This is a genomic window from Hydrocarboniphaga sp. (assembly GCF_028291725.1).
In the GTDB taxonomy this organism is placed as follows: domain Bacteria; phylum Pseudomonadota; class Gammaproteobacteria; order Nevskiales; family Nevskiaceae; genus Hydrocarboniphaga.
The window spans coordinates 38,778-59,579 of sequence record NZ_JAQGNT010000098.1 but is presented as its reverse complement, the minus strand read 5'-3'; the positions used below and the strand labels follow the sequence as shown (position 1 = coordinate 59,579).

At 65.7% G+C, this 20,802-nt stretch carries 20 protein-coding genes; 5 read left to right on the top strand and 15 right to left on the bottom strand.

Going from position 1 to position 20,802, the window contains the following annotated elements:
• Window positions 1-132: 132 nt before the first annotated feature.
• The gene (locus JWQ90_RS25820) at window positions 133-1,056 is read left to right on the top strand and encodes a class I SAM-dependent methyltransferase (RefSeq protein ID WP_299697951.1); all 924 of its coding nucleotides are present in this window, start codon (window positions 133-135) and stop codon (window positions 1,054-1,056) included.
• A 107-nt stretch (window positions 1,057-1,163) separates the two neighbouring features.
• Here JWQ90_RS25820 and JWQ90_RS25815 read toward each other — a convergent pair whose 3' ends face one another.
• Complete coding sequence (locus JWQ90_RS25815) at window positions 1,164-2,240, bottom strand: hypothetical protein (protein ID WP_299697950.1); 1,077 nt, start codon at window positions 2,238-2,240, stop codon at window positions 1,164-1,166.
• A gap of 51 nt (window positions 2,241-2,291) precedes the next feature.
• Between JWQ90_RS25815 and JWQ90_RS25810 the strand changes: the two genes are divergently transcribed.
• Together JWQ90_RS25810 and JWQ90_RS25805 are read left to right on the top strand one after the other, a co-directional pair.
• Complete coding sequence (locus JWQ90_RS25810) at window positions 2,292-3,299, top strand: lysylphosphatidylglycerol synthase domain-containing protein (RefSeq protein WP_299697949.1); 1,008 nt, start codon at window positions 2,292-2,294, stop codon at window positions 3,297-3,299.
• 93 nt (window positions 3,300-3,392) lie between these two features.
• On the top strand, window positions 3,393-3,548 hold the full coding sequence (locus tag JWQ90_RS25805) for a hypothetical protein (RefSeq protein WP_299697948.1): 156 nt from the start codon (window positions 3,393-3,395) through the stop codon (window positions 3,546-3,548).
• 295 nt (window positions 3,549-3,843) lie between these two features.
• Here the strand turns inward: JWQ90_RS25805 and JWQ90_RS25800 are convergent, their stop codons facing one another.
• The 11 genes from JWQ90_RS25800 to JWQ90_RS25750 form a co-directional block, all read right to left on the bottom strand.
• Window positions 3,844-5,382 carry a tannase/feruloyl esterase family alpha/beta hydrolase gene (locus JWQ90_RS25800; RefSeq protein ID WP_299697947.1) on the bottom strand — a complete coding sequence of 513 codons (1,539 nt, stop codon included), beginning with the start codon at window positions 5,380-5,382 and terminating at the stop codon, window positions 3,844-3,846.
• A 91-nt stretch (window positions 5,383-5,473) separates the two neighbouring features.
• Window positions 5,474-5,914 (bottom strand): DUF2834 domain-containing protein, encoded by a 441-nt coding sequence (locus JWQ90_RS25795; protein WP_299697946.1) that lies wholly within the window; start codon window positions 5,912-5,914, stop codon window positions 5,474-5,476.
• A 199-nt stretch (window positions 5,915-6,113) separates the two neighbouring features.
• Complete coding sequence (locus JWQ90_RS25790; protein ID WP_299697945.1) at window positions 6,114-6,419, bottom strand: HigA family addiction module antitoxin; 306 nt, start codon at window positions 6,417-6,419, stop codon at window positions 6,114-6,116.
• A 13-nt stretch (window positions 6,420-6,432) separates the two neighbouring features.
• Window positions 6,433-6,711, bottom strand: a complete 279-nt coding sequence (locus tag JWQ90_RS25785) for a type II toxin-antitoxin system RelE/ParE family toxin (protein WP_299697944.1) — start codon at window positions 6,709-6,711, stop codon at window positions 6,433-6,435.
• A gap of 157 nt (window positions 6,712-6,868) precedes the next feature.
• Window positions 6,869-8,026 (bottom strand): Fic family protein, encoded by a 1,158-nt coding sequence (locus JWQ90_RS25780; RefSeq protein WP_299697943.1) that lies wholly within the window; start codon window positions 8,024-8,026, stop codon window positions 6,869-6,871.
• 119 nt (window positions 8,027-8,145) lie between these two features.
• Entirely contained in the window at window positions 8,146-9,753 is a 1,608-nt protein-coding gene (locus JWQ90_RS25775) for a carboxyl transferase domain-containing protein (RefSeq protein ID WP_299697942.1), read from the bottom strand.
• Window positions 9,754-9,877: 124 nt separating this feature from the next.
• Window positions 9,878-10,372: a biotin/lipoyl-containing protein gene (locus JWQ90_RS25770; RefSeq protein WP_299697941.1), complete on the bottom strand. Its 495-nt coding sequence runs from the start codon at window positions 10,370-10,372 to the stop codon at window positions 9,878-9,880.
• A 124-nt stretch (window positions 10,373-10,496) separates the two neighbouring features.
• Window positions 10,497-11,999, bottom strand: a complete 1,503-nt coding sequence (locus JWQ90_RS25765) for a biotin carboxylase N-terminal domain-containing protein (protein ID WP_299697940.1) — start codon at window positions 11,997-11,999, stop codon at window positions 10,497-10,499.
• Complete coding sequence (locus tag JWQ90_RS25760) at window positions 11,996-12,703, bottom strand: TetR/AcrR family transcriptional regulator (RefSeq protein WP_299697939.1); 708 nt, start codon at window positions 12,701-12,703, stop codon at window positions 11,996-11,998. Before JWQ90_RS25760 ends, JWQ90_RS25765 begins: the two co-directional genes overlap by 4 nt.
• Window positions 12,700-14,574 carry an acyclic terpene utilization AtuA family protein gene (locus tag JWQ90_RS25755; RefSeq protein ID WP_299697938.1) on the bottom strand — a complete coding sequence of 625 codons (1,875 nt, stop codon included), beginning with the start codon at window positions 14,572-14,574 and terminating at the stop codon, window positions 12,700-12,702. The genes JWQ90_RS25760 and JWQ90_RS25755 overlap by 4 nt, the downstream gene beginning before the upstream one ends.
• Window positions 14,575-14,576: 2 nt before the next feature.
• Window positions 14,577-15,392 carry an enoyl-CoA hydratase-related protein gene (locus JWQ90_RS25750; RefSeq protein ID WP_299697937.1) on the bottom strand — a complete coding sequence of 272 codons (816 nt, stop codon included), beginning with the start codon at window positions 15,390-15,392 and terminating at the stop codon, window positions 14,577-14,579.
• 231 nt (window positions 15,393-15,623) lie between these two features.
• Here JWQ90_RS25750 and JWQ90_RS25745 point away from each other — a divergent pair, with 231 nt between their 5' ends.
• Complete coding sequence (locus tag JWQ90_RS25745; protein WP_299697936.1) at window positions 15,624-15,869, top strand: hypothetical protein; 246 nt, start codon at window positions 15,624-15,626, stop codon at window positions 15,867-15,869.
• Window positions 15,870-16,037: 168 nt separating this feature from the next.
• Here JWQ90_RS25745 and JWQ90_RS25740 read toward each other — a convergent pair whose 3' ends face one another.
• Together JWQ90_RS25740 and JWQ90_RS25735 are read right to left on the bottom strand one after the other, a co-directional pair.
• A complete protein-coding gene (locus JWQ90_RS25740) occupies window positions 16,038-17,390 on the bottom strand; it encodes an ATP-binding protein (RefSeq protein WP_299697935.1) in 1,353 nt (450 codons plus the stop codon).
• Entirely contained in the window at window positions 17,366-18,028 is a 663-nt protein-coding gene (locus JWQ90_RS25735; protein WP_299697934.1) for a response regulator transcription factor, read from the bottom strand. Before JWQ90_RS25735 ends, JWQ90_RS25740 begins: the two co-directional genes overlap by 25 nt.
• 176 nt (window positions 18,029-18,204) lie before the next feature.
• On the opposite strand from JWQ90_RS25735, the gene JWQ90_RS25730 reads away from it, so the two are divergent.
• On the top strand, window positions 18,205-19,404 hold the full coding sequence (locus tag JWQ90_RS25730) for a glycosyltransferase (protein ID WP_299697933.1): 1,200 nt from the start codon (window positions 18,205-18,207) through the stop codon (window positions 19,402-19,404).
• Here JWQ90_RS25730 and JWQ90_RS25725 read toward each other — a convergent pair whose 3' ends face one another.
• The gene (locus JWQ90_RS25725) at window positions 19,405-20,661 is read right to left on the bottom strand and encodes a cyclopropane-fatty-acyl-phospholipid synthase family protein (protein WP_299697932.1); all 1,257 of its coding nucleotides are present in this window, start codon (window positions 20,659-20,661) and stop codon (window positions 19,405-19,407) included.
• Between the last annotated feature and the right edge of the window lie 141 nt (window positions 20,662-20,802).

The following is a 20,802-nucleotide window of genomic DNA, read 5'->3' as shown; positions in this document are numbered from 1 at the left end:
CGGTTCAGGTCTCGCATGCTGACGCCGACCGTCTGATTAGGGACTGAACACGGCGGCATTCTCCACTACCGCCAAAGCACGGCGCGCAGGCACGGCCGTATAGTCGCAGCACCCGTCTCAAGCCATCGACTCATGAATCGCGACGATGCACTGTCGAGCCTGCTGCAAGCGCTGTCCGAACGCGCGTATCGGTTCGTAACGCCGACACCGCTGACGCATGCGCGCGTGCTCGCCCGCGCCGGGCGGCAGACCGCGCGCACGCTGAGCGACGTCTTCGGCTGGAGCCTGCCGTTCGAGAGCCGCATCGTCGGCGATGCGATGCTGTCGCTGATGCGCGATGCCGGCGTTCTGCTGCCGGAGCCGGGCGGCTATCGCAGCACGGTCCGCGTCTCCGCGCTGGACGGCCATCTGTTCCTGCACTCGGCCTATCCCACCCTGGCCGGCGACGCGGTGTTCTTCGGGCCGGACACTTATCGCTTTGCGAACTTCGTCAACGCGAACCTGCCCGCCGCCGCATCGACGCTGCGCTGCGCGGACATCGGCTGCGGCAGCGGCGCCGGCGCGATCTCCGCCGCGGGCCGCCTGTCGGCGTCGGAATGGCTGCTGACCGACATCAACGCGGCGGCACTGCGCCTGGCCGAGGTGAATGCGCGGCACGCCGGCGTCGCCGTGCAGACGGTGCTGAGCGACGTGCTCGCCGCGGTCGATGGCGGCTTCGATCTGATCATCTGCAATCCGCCGTATCTGGCCGACGAGCAGCAGCGCGCGTATCGCCACGGCGGCGGCGATCTGGGCCGCGAGCTGGGGCTGCGCATCGCCGCGCAAGCCTGTGCGCGGCTCAGGCCGGGCGGCCGGCTGTTGCTATATACCGGCGTCGCGATCGTCGACGGCGTCGATCCGTTTCTGGCAGAACTCCAAGCGCTGCTCGATGGCCGCGACTGCCGTTGGCGCTACATCGAACTCGATCCCGATGTGTTCGGCGAAGAACTCGAACGGCCGGTCTACGCACACGCCGACCGCATCGCAGCGGTGGGGCTGTGCGTGGAACGGCCCTAGCCGAGTAGGTTGGGGTGAGTGCAGCGAACCCCAACATCGGCGCGGGCACACGTTGGGGTTCGCTGCGCTCACCCCAACCTACACGCTGCGCGTGGATCGCCTGCCCGTCAGTTCGACGGCGGATACAACGGGATGAGCCGCTGCTGGTTCAGATGCAGCTTCGCCAGAGCAAGAAACCCCATCGGCTCGAAGCCGCGTTTCCGGTTCGCTGCCGCGATCCGGAACAGCAGCACCTGCTTGGCCATGATCTTGCCGAAAGCAGCAAGCGGCCGGGTCTGCGGGTCCCAGGCTTCGATCGCCTCGGAGCCGGCACCATTGACCTCGATGATGGTGAAGCCCCGGCCCTCCATCAACGCCACCTCGCTGGCGTAACGCAGATCGAAACGGCCGAAATGGAATTCGTCCATGTCGCGGGCGACCGCATCGATCGCCGTGGTCAGCTGCGGCGTGATCAGCGCCTCGCCGTTGCGATACAGCCCGCCGACGCGGCTCGAGCCTATCGTCGCCAGGCGCACGACTTCGCCGGCCGCCGCGATCCGCGCCGGATCGATGCGCGAGCGATGCAGCGGATCGCCGAGACGCGCCAGCCGCGCGTCGCCTGCGATCAGCTCGGCGATCGAGTGCCGGCCATCGCCGATCACCTGCGGGAAATAACGCAGCGCGAGGCCGAGCACGCGGCCGCGCGTCTCGCCGGGCAGCCGCACGTAGAAAACCCCGGCCTCGCCTGCGTCGGGCACATAGGCCTGCAGCACGACGCGCTCGCTCCGTGGAAACGCAGCGAGATAGTCCGCGAGCTCAATCGGCGCATCGATGCGGCGCACACCGAAGCCGCACCAGCCGATGTCGGGCTTGGCGATGATCGGGAACGCGAGGCCGGCAGCTTGCATGCAGGCGGCCGCGTCCGCCGCGGCGCGCTCCGTGTGCACGACGAACGAGCCATTGGGCGCCGTCACGGCACGAGCCACGACGCCCATGATGCGGAAGTATTCGGTCTTGCCTTCGCCGACCAGGCCGCCGGAAGTGATCTTCGGATTGGCCACCGATGGCAGCACCGCCGCGCGATGGCGCAGACTCATCAGCACCCAGTGCGCCACCGGCAGAATCACGATCACCCACTTCGGCAGCTTTTCGAGAAACGCGCGGGTGTCGACGCGCGTGCCGGCCGCCGCTGGCGCGGACTTCACTCCGATGCTGCTTGCCGCCTGTTTTTCGATGAGCCGCTCCTGGCGATATCAATGGGCCTGCCGGTACTCGGCGGCGTGCTGAAGGCCGCCTCCTACTTTGCGGCGCTGCTGGGCCTGGCCGCAATCGTCTGGCTGAGCCAGCGGCATGGCATAGCCGAAATCGTCGGCCTGTTATACCGCGCCGGCTGGCCGCTGCTGCTGCTGGTGCCGTTCCATGCGCTGCCGCTGCTGCTGGACGCGATGGGCTGGCGCGTGCTGCTGGCGCCGCACGACGCACCGGGCCGCGCGCGCCTGCCCTATTTGTTCTGGGCCTCGACGATCCGCGAAGCGGTCGCGCGGCTGCTGCCGCTGGCCAGCATCGGCGGCGAGTTGGTCGGCATCCGGCTGGCGATGCGGCGCGGCCTGGACGGCGCCGCGGCGAGCGCCAGCGTCGTGCTGCAACTGCTGCTGTCGATCTTCAACCAGCTGCTGTTCGCACTGCTCAGCTTCGCTCTGGTGCTGCTGCATCCCGGGGCGACGCCGCTGGCACAGCGCATCGGCCTGGGCTTGCTGATCAGCGCGCCGGTTCCGCTGCTGGCCGCGCTGATGCTGCGTCGCAGCCGGCTGTTCGAACTGGCGCAGCGCGGGCTGACGCGGCTCGTCGGCGCGAGCCTGCAGGCGCGGCTCGGCCTGGACGGCGCCGCGCTGGACCAGCGTATTCGCGGCTATTTTGCACAGCCGCGGATTCTGCTCGCCGCCGTCTGCTGGGAATTCGCCGGCCTGGTGCTCGGCTCGTTCGAGAACGCGCTGGCGCTGCGCCTGCTCGGCCACCCCGTCGGCCTGCTGACGGCTCTGTCGCTGGAGGCGGCGATACAGGCGGCGCGCCACTTGTTCTTCATGATGCCGGCCGGTCTCGGCGTGCAGGAGGCCGGCCTGCTGCTGATCGCGCCAATATTCGGCCTGCCGCCGGATCTGGCGCTCGCGCTGTCGCTGTGCAAGCGCATGCGTGACCTGCTGTTCGGCGTGCCGGCGCTGCTGAGCTGGCCGTGGCTGGAGGCACGAAACCGCATCAGGGCCTGAAAGAGCGGTTTCGGAACCGGCGATACCGGCGTATCGTTCCGAGCGAAACGAGCAGGGCAATTCCTTTAAACTGTCGCCATCAACGGAGCGACCATGGCCAAGCCCAACTACGGATTCGACAAGCGGCAGCGTGAGCTGAAAAAGAGCAAGCAGCAGGAAGAAAAGCGCCTGAAGAAGCTGGCGCGCGGATCCACCGGCGATACCGAAGAGCAGCAGCCCCCCACGACGACACCGGAGCAAACCTCATGAGCAAGAGCCAGGATCGCAAGAAGGAAACCAAGAAGAAGCCGCTGAAGACGCCCGCCGAAAAGAAGGCGGAAAAGATCGAGAAGAAGAAGAGCAAGTAGCCTCATCCGGCTTGCCTTGTTCTCGCAGCAGCAAAAAAGGCGGCCAAGGCCGCCTTTTTTGTGGGCTTCGCTGCGTGGTGAGATGACACGGTAGGTCGGCAATCCCGGCTTTGCTTGAGCCGTTGTAGGGCTCGCTCAAATGTTGGGGTTCGCTGCGCTCACCCCAACCTACGGCTGGCGGATCCGGTGACACGGCGTCACTTGCAGCTGAAATTCTTCGCCAGGTTGATGTTGCCGACGCCCTTGTAGACCGCCTGTTTCGGATACGGGCACAGCGGCCGGGTGCGGGTCACCGCGCCGCTGGAATCGAGCTGCAGCGCAAGGATAGCCTGCGGCTCGGTGCCCTGCTCGACCCAGGCGCGCAGCGGCGACAGCGTGTCGAAGACCGAGGGGCCGTAGGACCCGCAGTGACCAAAGGCCGGCACCATGTAGAGCTTGGCGAAGCCGTTCAGCACGCTCTTGCCGTAGCGGCTTTTCAGCGCGTTGTAGTAGTCGACCGTGGCCAGCGGCGTGATCAGGCCGTCGGACCAGCCGTGCCAGAGCAGCAGCTTGCCGCCGCGCGCATTGAACGCATCCAGGTTCGGCGAGCTGCCGTTGAGCGTATCGGCGAGCTTGTTGTCCGCGAACGGCACGTCGACATCGGGATTGAAGCTGCGGAAATCCCAGGACGTGGCCTCGTACACCATGTTCTGGAAATACTCCTGCGACAGCAGATAGCTGTAGCCGTTGTACGGCGCGGTGCCGACGAACGAGCAGGCCCATTCGAATTCGCTGCCGTGAATGACCGCCGGGTAGAGCTTGTCGCCGGCGGAATTCTTCAGCGGCTTGTACAGCGTCTGGATCGCCTTGACCTGCTTCTTGCTCAGGCAGGTGCTCGCGGTGCTGGTGTCGCAGGACAGCGCCACCGGATCGTATTTGCAGGCCGTCGGATCGGTGATCTGGCCGTCGACCAGGCCGTCGAGGCCGTCGCAGCTGGCCATCACCGCGGCGGCCAAGGCATTGACCTGATCGGCGCTCGGATAGGCCGCCAGGCTCGAATCCCCGAGCACGGCCAGCGATTGCCAGACCAGGCCGTCCATCAGCCGGGTCCAGTTCTGCGCCGGCGCGCCGGAGTTGATGCCGTCGTAGTCCTCGGGATAGCGGCTCGCCTCCATCAGCGCCTGGCGGCCGCCGGCGGAGAAGCCGCCGAAATAGGCGCGCGTCTGCGGCGTGCCGTAATACGCGGCGACCAGTTGCTTGGCGATCACCGTCATCGCATGCGTGATGTTGTAGCCGAAGTCCTCGACCAGATCCGGCCGGCCGTTGGCCCAGCTGACATCCTCGGCGGTGCTCTGGTGGCCGAGGTCGGACGACACCGTCGCGTAGCCGCCGTTGAGCGACGAGGCCATCGCGTCATACATCACCACGCCGGTGCTGCCGCCATTGCCCCAGCCGCCGAGCAGCGTGTTCCAGGTGTCGGTGGGCAGCCAGACCTCGGTCAGCGCCGACGGCGCGATGCTCAGCGCCACGCGGCAGAACGCCGGCACCGTATAGGTCTTCGACGGCAGCGCGATCTGCGGCGGCGTGGTGAACGTGCCGGCCGGCACCGCCTCGACCGTGCTGATGGTCGCGCCCTCCAGCACCAGGCTGGCCAGCGCGGCGCAGTCGCCGGCGGCGTGGGCCGAAACGCTGTTGATCAGGCAGGCGGCGCAGCCGAGCCGCGCGAGCGCAGACAGGGCGGAGGCGATCAGCTTCATGACGGGTGCTCGATATTCCGGTAAGCACCCGCAGCAAGGCGCGTGCCGCGAATCGGCCCGAGCCTGCGATCCCGAAGTGCTGCGCTGCGCTCTATCGGCGCTGCGCGTTATTCCAGCGCAGCTGGCGTTCGCGCAGCGCCATGAACACGGCGAACGCGAACGCGTAGCTGGTCACCAGGCTCATCACGAAATACCACCCGCTCAGGCGCATGCCGCAGCGGCGGCCGTCGACGATGGTCCACAGCGGGAACAGCAGCAGATTGGCGATGATCAGGTCCTGGCCGCCGGAAGCCGAGGCCGGATTGACGAACAGCAGCGTGGTCCAGTGCCACCATCCGACCTGCTCGCCGTAGCCGCGCATGTACTGGAAGTTGAAATACCAGCCGATCACCAGCGCCGGCACCGCGATCAGATAGCAGACGCCCTCCAGCACCGAAACCCCGCCCTGGCGGTACAGCTGCCGGTTCAGCACCACGATGACGACGATCGATAGCAGGCCGATCGCGACGTAGAAGGATTCCGACGGCGACATGTGGGTTCTCCTGGGTGACATCCACGCGCGTCGAGTCTAGGTCGCTGCGGCGGCCGGGCCTCGTCCATTCGAGCGAGCAGGCGCAGTCGTAGGTTGGGGTGAGCCTGGCGAACCCCAACGATCACCGGCGCAATGTTGGGGTTCGCTGCGCTCACCCCAACCTACGGGCTAGCCAATGAGGTCGGCGGCGGGCAATACCTCAGGCGGCCTTGGACATCACCGAAACTTCCCGGTTGATTTTGCTGCCGGCCGCGATTTCCGCCAGCCTCAGATCGTAGGCCGCCTGCAGGTTCAACCAAAACTGCGGTGTGGTGTCGAAGTAGCGTGCCAGCCGCAGCGCCGTGTCCGCGCTGATCCCGCGCCGCTCGCGCACGACGTCGTTGATGCGCGGCGTGGGCACCTTGAGCGCCTTGGCAAGCGCATTGACGCTCATGCCCAGTTCCGCCAGATAGTCCTCGCGCAGAATTTCACCGGGATGAACCGGCCGCATGCCGTTCTTGCTCATGGCCTTGGTCCTCTTAGTGATAATCGGTGATCTCGGTGTCTTCCGCCCCGGTGTCCGTCCAGCGGAAGCACAAGCGGAACTGGTCGTTGATTCTGATGCTGTGCTGGCGGACGCGGCTACCGCGCAGCGCCTCCAGGCGATTGCCGGGTGGTGACGCCAGGTCGCGTAGCTCCTGCGCATTGTCGAGCTGGGTCAGCTTGCGCGTGGCAACGGCTGCAATACCGGTGAACCGGCGCGACTTGCCAGTCTCAAACAACTTTTGGGTGTCGACGCAGCGGAAACTGATGATCACGCCGGCACTTTATAACGGATAACGTTATGCGGCAATATGGCGCGGACCATCCGTTGTAGGTTGGGGTGAGCGCAGCGAACCCCAACGTCGGCGCGGACGAAATGTTGGGGTTCGCTGCGCTCACCTCAACCTACGTCCTAACCAGGATCCCGGTCCGTCAATCGGGCAGAGGCTCGGTGTCGCGGCTCAGTAGAGCCAAGTAGGTGTCATACGCGAACAATCGATTGCGGCGGTTTCCGGTCAGTTCGCGAACGATGCCCAGCTCCGTAAGCTTGGCCAGCGCGGTGACGATGCTGGTGCGGTTGACCTTCGTCGATGCGGCCGCAAGCGCCACCGTTGTCACCGGGCGGGCGCGCAGATGCTCATGCAAACGTAGCGCCGTCCCCGACAATCGTCCGACTGTTGCGATGCGCGCCCGGTCGCGATCGAACAGCGCCAGGATCTGGCGCGTCGTGTCGATCGTCTCGCCTGCGGTATGGATGACGCCGCGCAGAAAGTAGGCGAGCCAGCCTTCCCAATCGCCGTGCGTTCTTACGCGGCTGAGCCGCTCGTAATACTCGGATCGATTGCTCTTGAAATGCAGGCTCAGGTACAGCAACGGGTATTGCAGCACCTTGGCTTCGACCAGCATCAAGGCAATCAGCAAGCGACCCAGGCGGCCATTGCCATCGAGAAACGGGTGGATCGTTTCGAACTGCACATGGGCGAGCGCGGCCCGGATCAGCGGCGGCGTCGAGCCGTCATGCAGAAAGCTTTCGAGGGCTCCGAGGCAGTCCATCAGATTCTCGGGGGGCGGCGGTACGAAGCTGGCATTGCCCGGGCGGCTGCCGCCCAGCCAGTTCTGGCTGCGCCGAAACTCGCCGGGCATCTTGGTGGCGCCGCGCCCACTGGCCAACAGCTGAGCGTGAATCTCGCGCAGCAGTCGCAGCGACAGTGGCAAGCTCGCCAGACGCTGCACGCCGAAGTTGAGGGCGCGCACATAGCAGGAGACTTCTTCGACGTCGTCTTCGGGCACGCCCGGGATTTCGTCCATCTCGTGGATCAGCAGATCGGACAGCGAGGACTGCGTGCCCTCGATCTGCGAGGACATCACCGCCTCCTTGCGCACGTACTGGTAGAGCAGCAATTGCGGGTCGGGCAAGGCCGCGGCCAAGCCGTCCAGGCGGCCGAGCAGGCGGTTGGCCTCCTCCAGCAAGCCGATCATCGCGCTGTCGAACACCAGCGGAGGATCAGGCGGCAGATCAGGGGGAATAAAGGCCCGAAAGCTTTCGCCCACCGTGGTCCGGGTGACGTAAGTACCCAGGCGCTTGCTCATCGCCACCCGCCACAAGTCTGCATAAGAGGCGCCATCATCAGGCCTTATGCAGACTTTGGCAATTAAAGCTTCGTAAGACTGTCTGGGCGTCAGGCTTACGCAGACTTTGGCACCCCCTGCTACATCCGGAACACCCCGTACTTCGGATCGCCGATCGGCGCGTTCATCGCCGCCGAGATCGCCATGCCCAGCGCGTTGCGGGTGTCCGACGGCGCCAGGATGCCGTCGTCCCAGATCTCGGAGGTGCTCCAGTACGCGCTCTGCTTGCGCTTGAACTCACCGAGCACCGGGTCGCGGATCGCGGCGATGTGCTCGGCGCTGAGCTGCTTGCCCTGTTTGGCGAGCTGACGGATCTTGACGTCGGCCAGCACGTTGGCGGCCTGCTCGGCGCCCATCACCGAAATCTGGCTCTGCGGCCAGGCGAACAGGAAGCGCGAGTCGAAGGCGCGGCCGCTCATGCCGTAGTTGCCGGCGCCGAAGGAGCCGTGGCACATCACCGTGAACTTCGGCACCTCCGAGCAGCTGACCGCCATCAGCATCTTGGCGCCGTCCTTGGTGATGCCGCGGCGCTCGTATTCGCGGCCGACCATGAAGCCGGTGATGTTCTGCAGAAAGATCAGCGGCGTGCGGTTCTGGTTGCACAGCTCGATGAAGTGCGCGCCCTTCAGCGCGCTGTCGTTGAACAGCACGCCGTTGTTGCCGAGGATGCCAACCTTGTAGCCCCACAGATGCGCGTAGCCGCAGATCAGGGTCTTGCCGTAATTCGGCTGGTATTCGTGGAAGCGCGAGCCGTCGACCAGGCGTGCGATCACCTCGTGGATGTCAAAGCCCTGCTTGATGTCCTGCGGCAGCACGCCGTACAGCTCCTCGGGCGCGTAGTAAGGCGCCTCGGGCTGCTGCCACTCGATCTTTGTTTTCGTCTGGCGATTGAACTGGGCGACGACGTCGCGCGCGATCGCGATCGCCTCCTCCTCGCTGCTGGCCGGATAGTCGGCGGTGCCGGAGATGCTGGTATGCATGTCGGCGCCACCGAGTTCGTCGACGGTGTTCTCCTCGCCGGTCGCGGCCTTCACCAGCGGCGGGCCGGCGAGGAAGATCGCGCCGGTGCCGCGCACGATCACGTTGTAGTCCGACAGGGCCGGCACATAGGCGCCGCCGGCGGTGCAATGGCCGAGCACGACGGCGACCTGCTGCACGCCCATCTTCGACAGCATGCATTGATTGCGGAAGATGCGGCCGGCGTAATACTTGTCGGCGAACAGCTCGGCCTGCTGCGGCAGAAAGCCGCCGGCGGAATCGCAGAGATGCACCACCGGCAGCCGGTTCTCGATCGCGATGTCGAGCGCGCGCACCGCCTTCTTGACCGTCAGCGGATACCAGGCGCCGCCCTTGACCGTGCCGTCGCCGGCATTGATGACGACCTCGCGCCCCGAGACGATGCCGATGCCGGTGACCACGGCCGCGCCCGGCACTTCGCCGCCGTAAGCCTCGTTGGCCGCCAGCGAAGACAGCTCCAGAAACGGTGTGCCCGGATCGAGCAGCTGCTGGATGCGCTCGCGCACCAGCAGCTTGTTCTGCGCGCGCAGGCGCTCGACGTCGCGCTGCGGCCGGTCATGGCGCGCGGCTCGCTGCTTCTCTTTGAAGTCGTCGCTGAGCTTGCGGTTGTGCGCGGCGTTGGCGAGGAATGTGGCGGAGGTGGTGTTGAGCTTGGATTCGATACGTTTCATGCGAGGTCTCGGATCTTTTCCCCTCTCCTGGGAGAGGGTGGCGCACAGCGCCGGGAGAGGGAGGATCGGAGAGAACCCTCTCCCGGCCCTCCGGGCCACCCTCTCCCAGGAGAGGGGAACAGCATCAGGCTTGTTTCAGCATCACCAGCAGCGCATCGCGATCGAAGGTCTGCCCTTTCTCGAACGCGACCGCATCGACGACGCCGTCACGCGGCGCGAGGATCGTCGTCTCCATCTTCATGCTCTCCATTACCAGCAGCGTCTGGCCCTTGGTGACCGCGTCGCCGGCCGCGGCCTGCACCGCGACGATGCTGCCCGGCATCGGCGCGCGGATGCTGTCTTCGGCGGCGCCGCCGGCACTGGCCGCGAGACGATCCAGCGGATGGCGATAGCGCAGCTCGTAAGCTTCGCCGTCGAACTGCACGAAGACCTCGTCGCCGCGTGTCGCGACCACGACTTCGACATGGCGGTCGCCGATGCTGAGCCAGCTGCGTCCGTCGGCAGTGTCGGCCAGCTTGACCGCGATCGTGTCACCGCCCAGATGCAGGCGATAGACGCCGGGCCCGCGCGACAGCTCGACGTTGTGCTCGGCTTCGCCGAGTTTGAAAGCGTGGTGCATGTGATCTCTCTCTCAACGCAACTGTAGGAGCGGACCTTGTCCGCGATTGAAACCTTCAACAGCACAATCGCGGACAAGGTCCGCTCCTACAGTTCGATCTTCATCGGCAGTGCCAAGCATTGGATCAATTACTCCAGGCGCCGATCGCCGCATGCAGATCCGGGATCGCGTCCGCCGCGTCGCGCATCGGCCTGGTGCTGATCGCGGCGGCCGCCAGCAGTGCCTGCAGCGTCGCCGACGGCATCGGCGGATCAGTCGCGATCTGCGGATTGGCGTCGAGGAAACCGGTGTGCACATCGCCGGCGACGAAAGCCGGATGCGCGATCAGCCGGCGCAGGAACGCGGTATTGGTCTTGCAGCCGAGCAACACGGTTTCGCGCAGCGCCTTGTCCGCGCGCCGGATCGCATCACCGCGATCGCTGCCTCGAATGATCAGCTTGGCGATCATCGGATCGAAGGCGCTGGTGACTTCACCGCCCTGCACCACGCCGCTGTCCCAACGCACGCCCTCGCCCTGCGGCGCATGCAGCCTCAGCACCGGACCGATGGTCGGCGTGTAGCCGCGCGCCGGATCTTCGGCGTAGATGCGGAACTCGATGGCATGGCCTTTCGAGATGATGTCGGACTGCGCCAGGCGCAGCGGCTCGCCGGCGGCGACACGCAGCTGCTCGTGGACCAGATCCAGGCCGGTGATTTCTTCAGTGACCGGATGCTCGACCTGCAGACGCGTGTTCATCTCAAGAAAATAAAATTCACCGTCCTGGCCAAAAATGAACTCGACGGTGCCCGCGTTGCGATAACCGGCCGCGCGCGCAATGCCGGCCGCGGTCTCGCAAATCCTCGAACGCAGCGCCTCGTCGAGCGCAGGCGACGGTGTCTCCTCGACGATCTTCTGGAAGCGCCGCTGCACCGAACATTCGCGCTCGAACACGTGCACGAGCTTGCCGTAGGCGTCGCCGAGCACCTGCACCTCGATGTGCCGTGGATTCTCGATGTAGCGCTCGACATACAGCCGGCCGTCGCCGAAATAACGCTGACCTTCGGAACGCGCGCGTTCGATCTCGGTTTCCAGAATGGACAGATCACGCACGATGCGCATGCCTTTGCCGCCGCCGCCGGCGGAAGGCTTGATCAGCAGCGGCGCACCGACCTTGCGCGCACGCTCGACGAAGCTCGCCGGATCGTCGTCCTCGATCGCGCTCGGCGCGACCGGGAAGCCGCTTTTCTCGACGAAGTTGCGGGCGCGCACTTTGTCGCCCATCAGTTCGATCTGCTCGGGCCTGGGCCCGATGAACACCAGGCCCGCAGCCTCGACCGCGCGCGCAAAGCCGGCGTTCTCGGACAGAAAGCCATAGCCCGGATGGATCGCGCCAGCACCGCTGCTTTTGGCCGCCGCCAGAATCTGCTGCGCGTCCAGATACGCGGCCACCGGCGTGCTGCCGTGGATCTCGATCGCCTGATCGGCCATCGTCACTGCCAGCGCGCCGCGATCGGCCGAGTGATAGACGACGATGCCGCGCAGGCCGAGCTTCTGCACCGTGCGCAGCACGCGCACCGCGATCTCACCGCGGTTGGCGACCAGCACCGAGTCGAAAGGCCAGGGCTTTGTTGCTGCGTCTGCACTCATGCGGTTTGCTTCCTGGTATCGGTCTCGGTATAGGTGCCGGTATAGGTGTCGGCGACGACGCGCGGCTCGATGCGAGCCCTGGCTTGCCTGCATTCAGCCGGCTGCACCATCCCGTCGCAAATCACCGCGACGAGCTGGTCGGCGATGCTGTCGATGTCGAGCTCGCCGCGGCCGCAGACATAGTTCCAGCTGTGGTGCTCGATGCCGCCGTAGACCATCGCACGCAGCAGTGTTGGCGCGATGTCGCTGCGGAATTCACCGGCGGCGGCGCCCTGTTCGATCACCGCGATCAGCAGTTGCGTATAGCGGCGATTGAGTTCGTGCAGCACGGTGCCGCGATATTGCGGCTCGGACTGCACTTCGCGGAACATCAGGCGGCACAACTGCGGATAGTCGCGGATCGAGCGCAAGTGCCGCCAGATCAGCAGATGCAGCCGCGCACGCGCTCCACTGACATGGATCAGTTCGCGCGTGTAGTCGCCGAACAGTTCGTCATACCAGTTCTCGAGCGTGCGCAGCAGCAGCTCGCGCTTGGTCGAGAAATACTTGTAGACGGTGCCTTCGACGACTCCGATGCGCGAAGCGATCTCGGCGACCGCAGCGGCGTCATAGCCTTTCTCGCAGAACACCGTGCGCGCAGATACCAGAATCTCGTCGACCCGCTGTTCGCGGGCGAGCCGTGGCGCGGCGATGCGGGCGCTCATGACGGCATCCGGATCGGAAAGTCCATCAGCACCTGCGCCAGCATCTTGCCCTGCGGGTCGTAACGCAGGCTGGCGGTGCCGCCGCCGCCGAGCGCCTGGTGCAGCAGGAAGTTGAAGCCCTGCAGGCCCGGCCATTCGTAGCGCTCGACCTTGCCTTTGACGAAGTGCGCAAAGTATTCATGCACTGCATCTGCGGTGAGTTGTTCGCGCAGGATCGCGACATATTCCGGCTTGCGCGCGAGCACGCCGATATTGGCGAAATCGCCCTTGTCACCGGAACGGCCGTAGGCGAGGTCGACCAGCGGAACTGTCTTGCTTGTCTCCTTCCCCTGCGAAGCGGGGGAAGGCGTTTGGCTCAATGGGGAGTGACATTGAGTCACTCCCCACCCAAGGCCAAACGCGGATGGGGGCGGAAGGTAGCGCCGCTCCGCGACGTCTCGCCCCCACCCCAACCCTCCCCCGCTCGCGGGGGAGGGAGATAAAAATGCGATGCCGTCGACCTCGATCCGCACGCTGCTCTTGGCCACCAGACACGAAAACAAGCGCACCAGCGGCGCCGCACTGGGCCGGCCACCGAAGATGCCGGTGATACCCTGCGCCATCGCCGTTGCCGGCGGCACGAACTCGCGGCCGAACACCTCGAGCGCCTTGGCATCGTCGTGATGCACCGCCAGTTTCAGCACCACTTCGCGGGTAGCGCGAGCCCGTGCGTTCGCGCCCCAGTTGGCTTCGGCTCCGAGTACCTCGATGTCGGTACGGCGGTAGTCGGCAAACCCGACTTCGCTCATCAGCCGGCGCGTGCGCTTCAGAATCGCGGCGCCGACCGCCTCGGCCTTGGCTACCGCATCGACGCCGCCAACCAGCATCGTCGCCAAGCAGCGGAAGCCGTCCTGGTAAGTGATGGAGACCTTGTATTCGTCGGTCGGCGCATAGCCGCGCGCGCGGCTGACTTCGACTCGATCCGCGCCCACTGCCTTCAACTGCACCTGAGAAAAATCGCAGCTGACATCCGGTAGCCGATACGCGGCCGGATCACCGACCTCGTAGACGATCTGTTCGGCCACCGTGTCGGTCACCACGCGGCCGCCGCTGCCTTCGGGCTTGGTGACGACGAACGTCCCGTCGGCGCGGCATTCGGCGATCGGGAAGCCCATGCGATCCCAGTCGCCGGCGACAGCCCGCCAGTCGGTGCTGACGCCGCCGGTGGCCTGCGCGCCGCATTCGATCACGTGGCCGGCGAGACTGCCGGCGGACAGCAGATCATATTGATCGGCCTTCCAGCCGAACTCGTGAATCAGCGGCCCCAGCGCCAGCGCCGAATCGACGCAGCGGCCGGTCAGCACGATGTCGGCACCGGCATCGAGCGCGGCGGCGATCGGGAACGCGCCGAGATAGGCATTGATGCTCCACGGCTTGTCGGGAAAGGCCTCGCCGCTGAACATCTCGCGGACGTTCTGTTCGCGCAGCGCATCGGCCTGCGGCAGCAGGTCGTCGCCGGTGACGATGCTCACTTTCAACTCGATACCGAGCACTTTGAGCTTGTCTTCGATCGCCGCTTTGCAGGCCTGCGGATTGACGCCGCCGGCATTGGTGACCAGCCTGATGTTCTTCGCCTTCAGCTGCGGCGCGAGCCGGCCGACGACGCCGGGCAGATCGGTCGCATAGCCCAGCGCCGCATCCTTGGCGCGGGCACGCGCCAGCAGCGACATCGTGATCTCGGCCAGGTAGTCGAGAATCAGGTAATCAATGCCCGGGGACGACCCCGGGGTGATCGCGCCCGATTCGACCAGCTGCTGCGCGCCTTCGCTGCTGTCGCCCCAGAAACCGGCGCCGCCTCCGATGCGGACGATGTCTTTGCTCGCAGCGCTCATTTTCAGCGACCGGTCCAGTTCGGCGCGCGCTTTTCCTGGAAGGACTTCATGCCCTCCTTCGCGTCCTCGGTGCTGGCCATCACCGGCAGCATCACCTGCGCGTACTCCAGCGCCTGGCGCAGATTCATGTCGCGCATCGCATGGAAGCCCTGCTTGCCGATGCGCAGCGCGGTCGGGCTCTTGTCGACGATGCGCGACAGCAGCCAGTCGAGCTTGGTGTCGAGTTCGGCGCGCGGTACCAGGTAGTTGACGATGCCCCAGTCGAGCAGCTGCTGCGCGCCGAAGGGCTCGCCGGTGATGCACATCTCCTGCAGCTGACGCGGCGGCAGCAGCCGCATCATGTAGGGCAGGATCATCATCGGTGTCATGCCGATCTTCGGCTCGCTGGTACCGAAGCGGATGTCGTCCGCCGCGATCGCCAGGTCGCAGGCGCAGAGCAGGCCGAAGCCGCCGGCCATCGCATGGCCATTGACTCTCGCGATCACCGGCAGCGTGCATTCCTCGATGCGCTTGAACAGCTCGACGATGTAGTGATGCGGCTGCGAGTAGTCGACCGCGAACACCGCGCCCTTCGCGTTTTTGGCCAGATCGGCGCCGGCGCAGAACGCCTTGTCACCGATGCCGGTCAGCACGATCGCACGTACCTGGTTGCCGGCAACCGCCTCGGCGATCGCGCGGTCGATCGTGCGCACGACCTCCTCGTTGAGCGAATTGCGCCGCTCTTCGCGATTCAGCGTGATCCACAGCACGCATCGATCATCGCTTCCGCCGGCGGAAGCCAGACCACGGCGCGCTATCAGTACAGGCTCGTCAGACATGCGGCTCCTCGTCGGCGCCGCCGTCATGGCGACACCCTGGCTTGGGTCGCCGGCAGTCTGTTATCGCGCTGGTGAGTCTGCCTCACCCATTCGCGTGAGCCGGTTCCCGGGTCGGCGCTGACGCAGATTGGCTTCCACTGCCGGCAACCGAAAGAGCCTTCGTCCGTTTCGGGCGGAAAGTCGACCGAAGTGCGGTAATCTCCGCTCGTCCGCATCCCCTATCGTCATCCCATGCAGCCCACCGAGCCCGACAGCAAACCCCTTATCAAACCCCGTATCAAGCGACCGAACTCGTTCCAGCTGCTGGGCGGCATCCTCGCTGCGGCCGCCGGAGTCCGGGGCAACAGTGCGCGCGGACGCGGCTTCGCCGACGCCAGCACGGGCGCGATCCTGGGCGCCCTGCTGATCTTCTGCACGCTCGCCGCACTCGGCTGCTATGCCTTCATTCACGCCATCAAAAGCGCGGTGGCGAACTAATGGCCGTCTACGATCTGCACCTGTAGGAGCGGGTCATACCCGCGACTGTGCGCTTCAAGGCCTGAGTCGCGGGTATGACCCGCTCCTACAGCCGTAGGTCGGCAATCCCTTGCCGACGTGAGGCCTCGAATACACATTGACCGTACACGTCGGCAAAGGATTGCCGACCTACGCCTGCACCTGCAACACCCCGCTGAACCTGATCGTGACGCAAAGCCCGGATTGCCCGGCCTCGTCGGCATAGCCGAGCACCAATTCCGCGCCGATACGACTAGCGATGGTCCTGACGATGGACAGGCCGAGTCCGGCGCCCACCGCGTCGTTGCCGAGCACGCGATAGAAAGCGTCGAATACGCGCTGGCGTTCGGCCTGCGGGATGCCCGGTCCGCTGTCGGTGACTTGCAGTACCACGCCATCCGGACCGTCACGCGCGGACAGATCCACCTGCCCGCCGTCCGGCGAATACCGGATCGCGTTGTCCACCAGATTGCGGATCAGGGTCTTCAGGTCGATGGCACGCGCCGTCACTTCGCAATCGGCAGCGCCGACCACGCCGAGATCGATGTTCCTGGCCGCCGCCAGCGGCATCAGCTCTTCGATCACCTGCCTGAAGATCGTATGGACCGGCAGCCTGTCGACCGGCTCGTCGGATGCGCTCTGCGCTCGCGCCAGCGTCAGCAGCTGGCCGAGCAGGCTCTGGGTGCGCCGGATGCCGGCTCGCAGGGACGACAGCCGCTCTCGTGCCTCGGCCGACATGTCGCTGCCATCCAGCATTTCGGCCTGCAGCGACAGCGCCGTCAGCGGTGAGCGCAGCTCATGTGCGGCGTCCGCGACGAAGCGCCGCTGCAAGGCCAGCGATCGCGCGACTCGCGACAGCAGCTGGTTGATCGCATCGACGAACGGCCGAACCTCCGAGGGAATTTTATCGGCTGTGATTTCACGCAGATCGTGCTCCTGGCGCCGCTTGAGTTCGACCGAGACACTGACCAGCGGCCGGAATATCTTGCGGACCAGATCGCCCACCAGCACCAGCAGGATCGGGATCAGGATCACGAACGGCAGCACCGTGCGCAGCGCGCTGTCCCTGGCGATCTCGTCACGCAAGCTCGTCTGCTGGCCAACCGCGATGCGCGCGCCAGTGTTCAGCGTTTTGACCAGCAGCCTCCATTCGATATCGCGAATCCTGACCGTCTGCATGCCGTCGACCAAGCAGCTGGCCGCGCTCTCGGGCTTGACCGACAGGCCTTCGAGTTGACCCAGGGGCCTGACGAACACCTGCTCTTCCGAATCGTCGCTCGCCGGATCATCCCAGGGTTGCTCGGCGGAAAAGCTCAATTGTCGCCGATCGAGCAGTGCGGCGACTTCCTGCAGCTGATCGTCCTGCAGATCGATCGCGCCCTCGAACGCGGAAACGAACGAAAACGTCCCCGCGACCAGCGCGATCACCAGGATAGCCAGTGCCAGCCAGGCCGAAAGCCTGAACTGCAGCGAGGTATTCAGTCGCCCTTGGATACCATCCATCCCACGCCCCTGACGTTTTTGATCGCGTCACTACCCAGTTTCCTGCGTAGCGAGTGAATCAGGAATTCCACCGCGTTGCTTTCCACCTCGTCGCCCCAGCCATAGATCCTATCCTCCAGTTCGCTGCGCGACAGAATCGCCCCCGGCCGTATCAGCAGCGCATGCAGCAGCGAGAATTCCTTGCCCGACAGACGCATGGCGACACCGTTCACGGTGGCTTCCCGGGTCGCCGGGTTCAAGCTTATGGAGCCATTGCAAAGCATCGGTCCGGAGACGCCGCCCTTGCGGCGAATCACCGCACGCATCCGCGCCAGCAGCTCGCCTAGCTCGAAGGGTTTCAGCAGATAGTCGTCGGCGCCGCTGTCCAGCCCCGCGATGCGATCCTGGACCGCATCGCGCGCCGTGATGATCAGCACCGGGATCGGATCTCTGCGTGTCCGGATCGCGCGCAACACCTCCAGCCCATCGATCTTCGGCAGCCCCAGGTCGAGCAGCACGATGTCGTAGTCCTGATGGTCCAGTGCCGCCGATGCCAGCTCGCCGTCGCGCACCCAGTCGCTCGCATAGCTCGCCTCCTTGAGTGCCTCCTCCACGGCCTCGCCGATCATGCGGTCGTCTTCAATCAGCAGCACGCGCATGCGTACCCACCTCCGCAGTGTGACGAGAAAGTAGCGCGCCGACATTGGCGCGCGTACCAGGCTATAGCGGCCGACTTAGCACCGGCTGAGGCGCGCCGATCATACAGACCCTAACTCTGGGCTAATTGTTCGAAGCCACCATGGGCTCGGGAGATGCGCGTCTTCGAGCCGGTGCCATGGAACTCCAGAATCCGCAGGGCCAGACGATCAATCGCGGCGATGCCGCCGCGTTGAGCCCGGCCTTGTTCGGGCGAGTCGGCGAGGCGCCGCCGCAGCCGGCACTAGCGAAGACCGGGCTTGATCGCGGCTCCTTGAGACCGGTGATGGTCATGCACAGCCACGGTCTGGGCGGAATCGAGCGGCATGTGCTGACGCTGATGCTGGCGCTGGCGCGCGCCGGCCACGACCCGCACTTCGCCGGCCCGCGCGACAGCTGGATCGGAGAGCAGCTGTCGCGCGCGGGCCTGCCGCAGGTGCATGTGCCGATGATGGCGATGTACGACTTCAGATCCACGTTCCGACTGTGCTCCTACCTGCGCCGGATCGACGCGGACCTGGTGCACGGGCATGCGATGCGCGGCACCCGTTACGCGGTCTGGGCCGGTTCCTGGGCCGGCATCACCGCCGTCGGCAGCGCGCACTCCACGGTCAAGGGGCCGTGGTTGCGCGGCGCCCGGAGCATCTTTCCGGTATCCGCGGCGGTCGCCGATTCGCTGATCGCCAGCGGTTACCACACGCAGATTCACGGCCCGCTTTATCCCGGCATACAGGACCCCGGCCTGCCGGCGCCGGAGTTGCGCTGCCGGCTTCGCCAGCAACTCGGACTTGGCCCGGACGAACGGATACTCGGCATGGTCGGGCGCTTCGTCGCCAAAAAAGGCCATGGCGTCGCGGTCGACGCGCTGCATCGCCTGCGTGATCTCCCGGTGCGCCTGGTGCTGGTGGGTGACGACCGCACCGCACACGGCGCCGCCGTGCATGCACAGGTTCAGGCTTTGGAGTTGCAATCGCGCGTGGTGTTTCTAGGGCAACGCGATGATGCAACGACGCTCTGCTCGACATTCGACGTGTTCCTGCAACCCTCGACACGCGAGCCTCTGGGCTTGTCCCTGCTCGAAGCCAGCGCGCTGGAGCGGCCGATCGTCGCCGCCGCCGTCGATGGCATTCCTGAGATCGTGCTCGATGGCCAGACCGGCCTACTGGTGCCGCCGAACGACTCCGGGAGTCTTGCGGCCGCAGTAGGGCGCCTGCTGGCCGATCCCGACTTTGCCGCTCGCCTGGGGCAGGCGGCGCGGCGCTATTACCTGTCGCGATTCACCGACGACGCAATGGTCGAGCGCATGCTGGCCGCTTACCGCGGCGCCCTCGCCGGCTGATCACGGGACATTGCTCGACGACGCCCGCCGCCGCTGCTCTTCTGTTTTGAGCGCTTGCTCGCGCTCGGCGATGTAATGCCGGGTCAGCGGCACCGAGTCGTTGCGAGTCGCAAGCTGCAGCTGGAACACGACCACGTCCTCGCAGCGGAACGCCGCCTCGCAGAACGCCAGATAGAATTCCCACATCCTGCAGAAGCGCTCGTCGTAAAGCCTGGCCGCCTCGGCGCGGCGCGCCATGAAGCGCTCGCGCCAGGCACGCAGCGTGCTCGCGTAATGCAGCCGCAGAACCTCGATGTCGGTGACGATCAGGCCGGCGCGTTCGATCGCCGGCATCATCTCGGACAGTGTCGGCAGATAGCCGCCGGGGAAAATGTATCGGTCCAGCCAGGGATTGGCATGCGACGGCGGACCCGAGCAGCCGATCGTATGCAGCAGCATCAGGCCGTCGTCACGCAGCAGCCGGCGGCAGTTTCGAAAATAAGTGTCGTAGTAGCCGAGGCCGACATGCTCGAACATGCCCACCGACACGATGCGGTCGAACTCACCGTCCTGATGACGATAGTCGGTCAACGAGAAAACCACTTGCCGGCCCAGGCCGCGTTCGGCGGCACGGGCTTCGGCCGTGGCTCTCTGTTCTTTCGACAGCGTGATGCCGAGCACCTGATCGGCGCCTGCCACTTCGGCCAGATACATCGCCAGGCCGCCCCAGCCGCAACCGATGTCGAGCACCTTGTCACCGGGCCCGACGCGCAGTTTGGCGGCGATATGCCGCTTTTTTGCCAGCTGCGCATCTTCCAGGCTCTGCTCCGGCGTCTCGAAATACGCGCAGGAATATTGCCGGTCCGAATCCAGGAACAGATCGTAGAGCGGCTCGCCCAGGTCGTAGTGATGGGCGACGTTGCGCAGCGCGCGACGCGGATCGTTGCGCTGGCGCCAGCGCCGCGTGGCGAACCGCAGGCGGTCGATCGCAGCCAGCAGCGGACTCGGCGCAGAGTCCCGCGCGTTGTCCAGCAGCAGGTACAGGAAATCGTAGATCGAGCCCCGTTCCACCAGCAGGCGCTGGTCCATGAACAGCTCGCCGAGTTTCAGCTCCGGGTCGAACAGAAAGGCGCGCTGCGCCGCCGCGTCGACGAAGCGAACGCCGATCTCCGGCTCCGAACCATTGCCGAACAACCAGCGCTTGCCGCTGGCAGTCTGCAGCTCGAGCGCGCCGCGGACGACCAGGCCGGACAACGCGGACTTCAGCAAACTTTCCATGACGGCCCTCTGCTCGTGTCGATCGATGACACTAGTAGTTCGTTTCACCAAAACCATGACAAAGGCGCGCCGGGATTTTCGCGACTGCCTAGGCGCGGCGAGGAGGCATAGTGGTGACTATGGCGACGAGCTGCAACAACG

Excerpts from the sequence above, each read along its gene's own strand:
- JWQ90_RS25800 (WP_299697947.1), bottom strand. The coding sequence starts at position 5,382 with ATGAAGCTGATCGCCTCCGCCCTGTCTGCGCTCGCGCGGCTCGGCTGC.
- JWQ90_RS25780 (WP_299697943.1), bottom strand. The coding sequence starts at position 8,026 with ATGAGCAAGCGCCTGGGTACTTACGTCACCCGGACCACGGTGGGCGAA.
- JWQ90_RS25810 (WP_299697949.1), top strand. The coding sequence starts at position 2,292 with ATGGGCCTGCCGGTACTCGGCGGCGTGCTGAAGGCCGCCTCCTACTTT.
- JWQ90_RS25725 (WP_299697932.1), bottom strand. The coding sequence starts at position 20,661 with ATGGAAAGTTTGCTGAAGTCCGCGTTGTCCGGCCTGGTCGTCCGCGGC.
- JWQ90_RS25820 (WP_299697951.1), top strand. The coding sequence starts at position 133 with ATGAATCGCGACGATGCACTGTCGAGCCTGCTGCAAGCGCTGTCCGAA.
- JWQ90_RS25795 (WP_299697946.1), bottom strand. The coding sequence starts at position 5,914 with ATGTCGCCGTCGGAATCCTTCTACGTCGCGATCGGCCTGCTATCGATC.
- JWQ90_RS25740 (WP_299697935.1), bottom strand. The coding sequence starts at position 17,390 with ATGGATGGTATCCAAGGGCGACTGAATACCTCGCTGCAGTTCAGGCTT.
- JWQ90_RS25730 (WP_299697933.1), top strand. The coding sequence starts at position 18,205 with ATGGAACTCCAGAATCCGCAGGGCCAGACGATCAATCGCGGCGATGCC.
- JWQ90_RS25805 (WP_299697948.1), top strand. The coding sequence starts at position 3,393 with ATGGCCAAGCCCAACTACGGATTCGACAAGCGGCAGCGTGAGCTGAAA.
- JWQ90_RS25755 (WP_299697938.1), bottom strand. The coding sequence starts at position 14,574 with ATGAGCGCTGCGAGCAAAGACATCGTCCGCATCGGAGGCGGCGCCGGT.
- JWQ90_RS25745 (WP_299697936.1), top strand. The coding sequence starts at position 15,624 with ATGCAGCCCACCGAGCCCGACAGCAAACCCCTTATCAAACCCCGTATC.
- JWQ90_RS25770 (WP_299697941.1), bottom strand. The coding sequence starts at position 10,372 with ATGCACCACGCTTTCAAACTCGGCGAAGCCGAGCACAACGTCGAGCTG.
- JWQ90_RS25775 (WP_299697942.1), bottom strand. The coding sequence starts at position 9,753 with ATGAAACGTATCGAATCCAAGCTCAACACCACCTCCGCCACATTCCTC.
- JWQ90_RS25760 (WP_299697939.1), bottom strand. The coding sequence starts at position 12,703 with ATGAGCGCCCGCATCGCCGCGCCACGGCTCGCCCGCGAACAGCGGGTC.
- JWQ90_RS25765 (WP_299697940.1), bottom strand. The coding sequence starts at position 11,999 with ATGAGTGCAGACGCAGCAACAAAGCCCTGGCCTTTCGACTCGGTGCTG.
- JWQ90_RS25790 (WP_299697945.1), bottom strand. The coding sequence starts at position 6,419 with ATGAGCAAGAACGGCATGCGGCCGGTTCATCCCGGTGAAATTCTGCGC.
- JWQ90_RS25735 (WP_299697934.1), bottom strand. The coding sequence starts at position 18,028 with ATGCGCGTGCTGCTGATTGAAGACGACCGCATGATCGGCGAGGCCGTG.
- JWQ90_RS25750 (WP_299697937.1), bottom strand. The coding sequence starts at position 15,392 with ATGTCTGACGAGCCTGTACTGATAGCGCGCCGTGGTCTGGCTTCCGCC.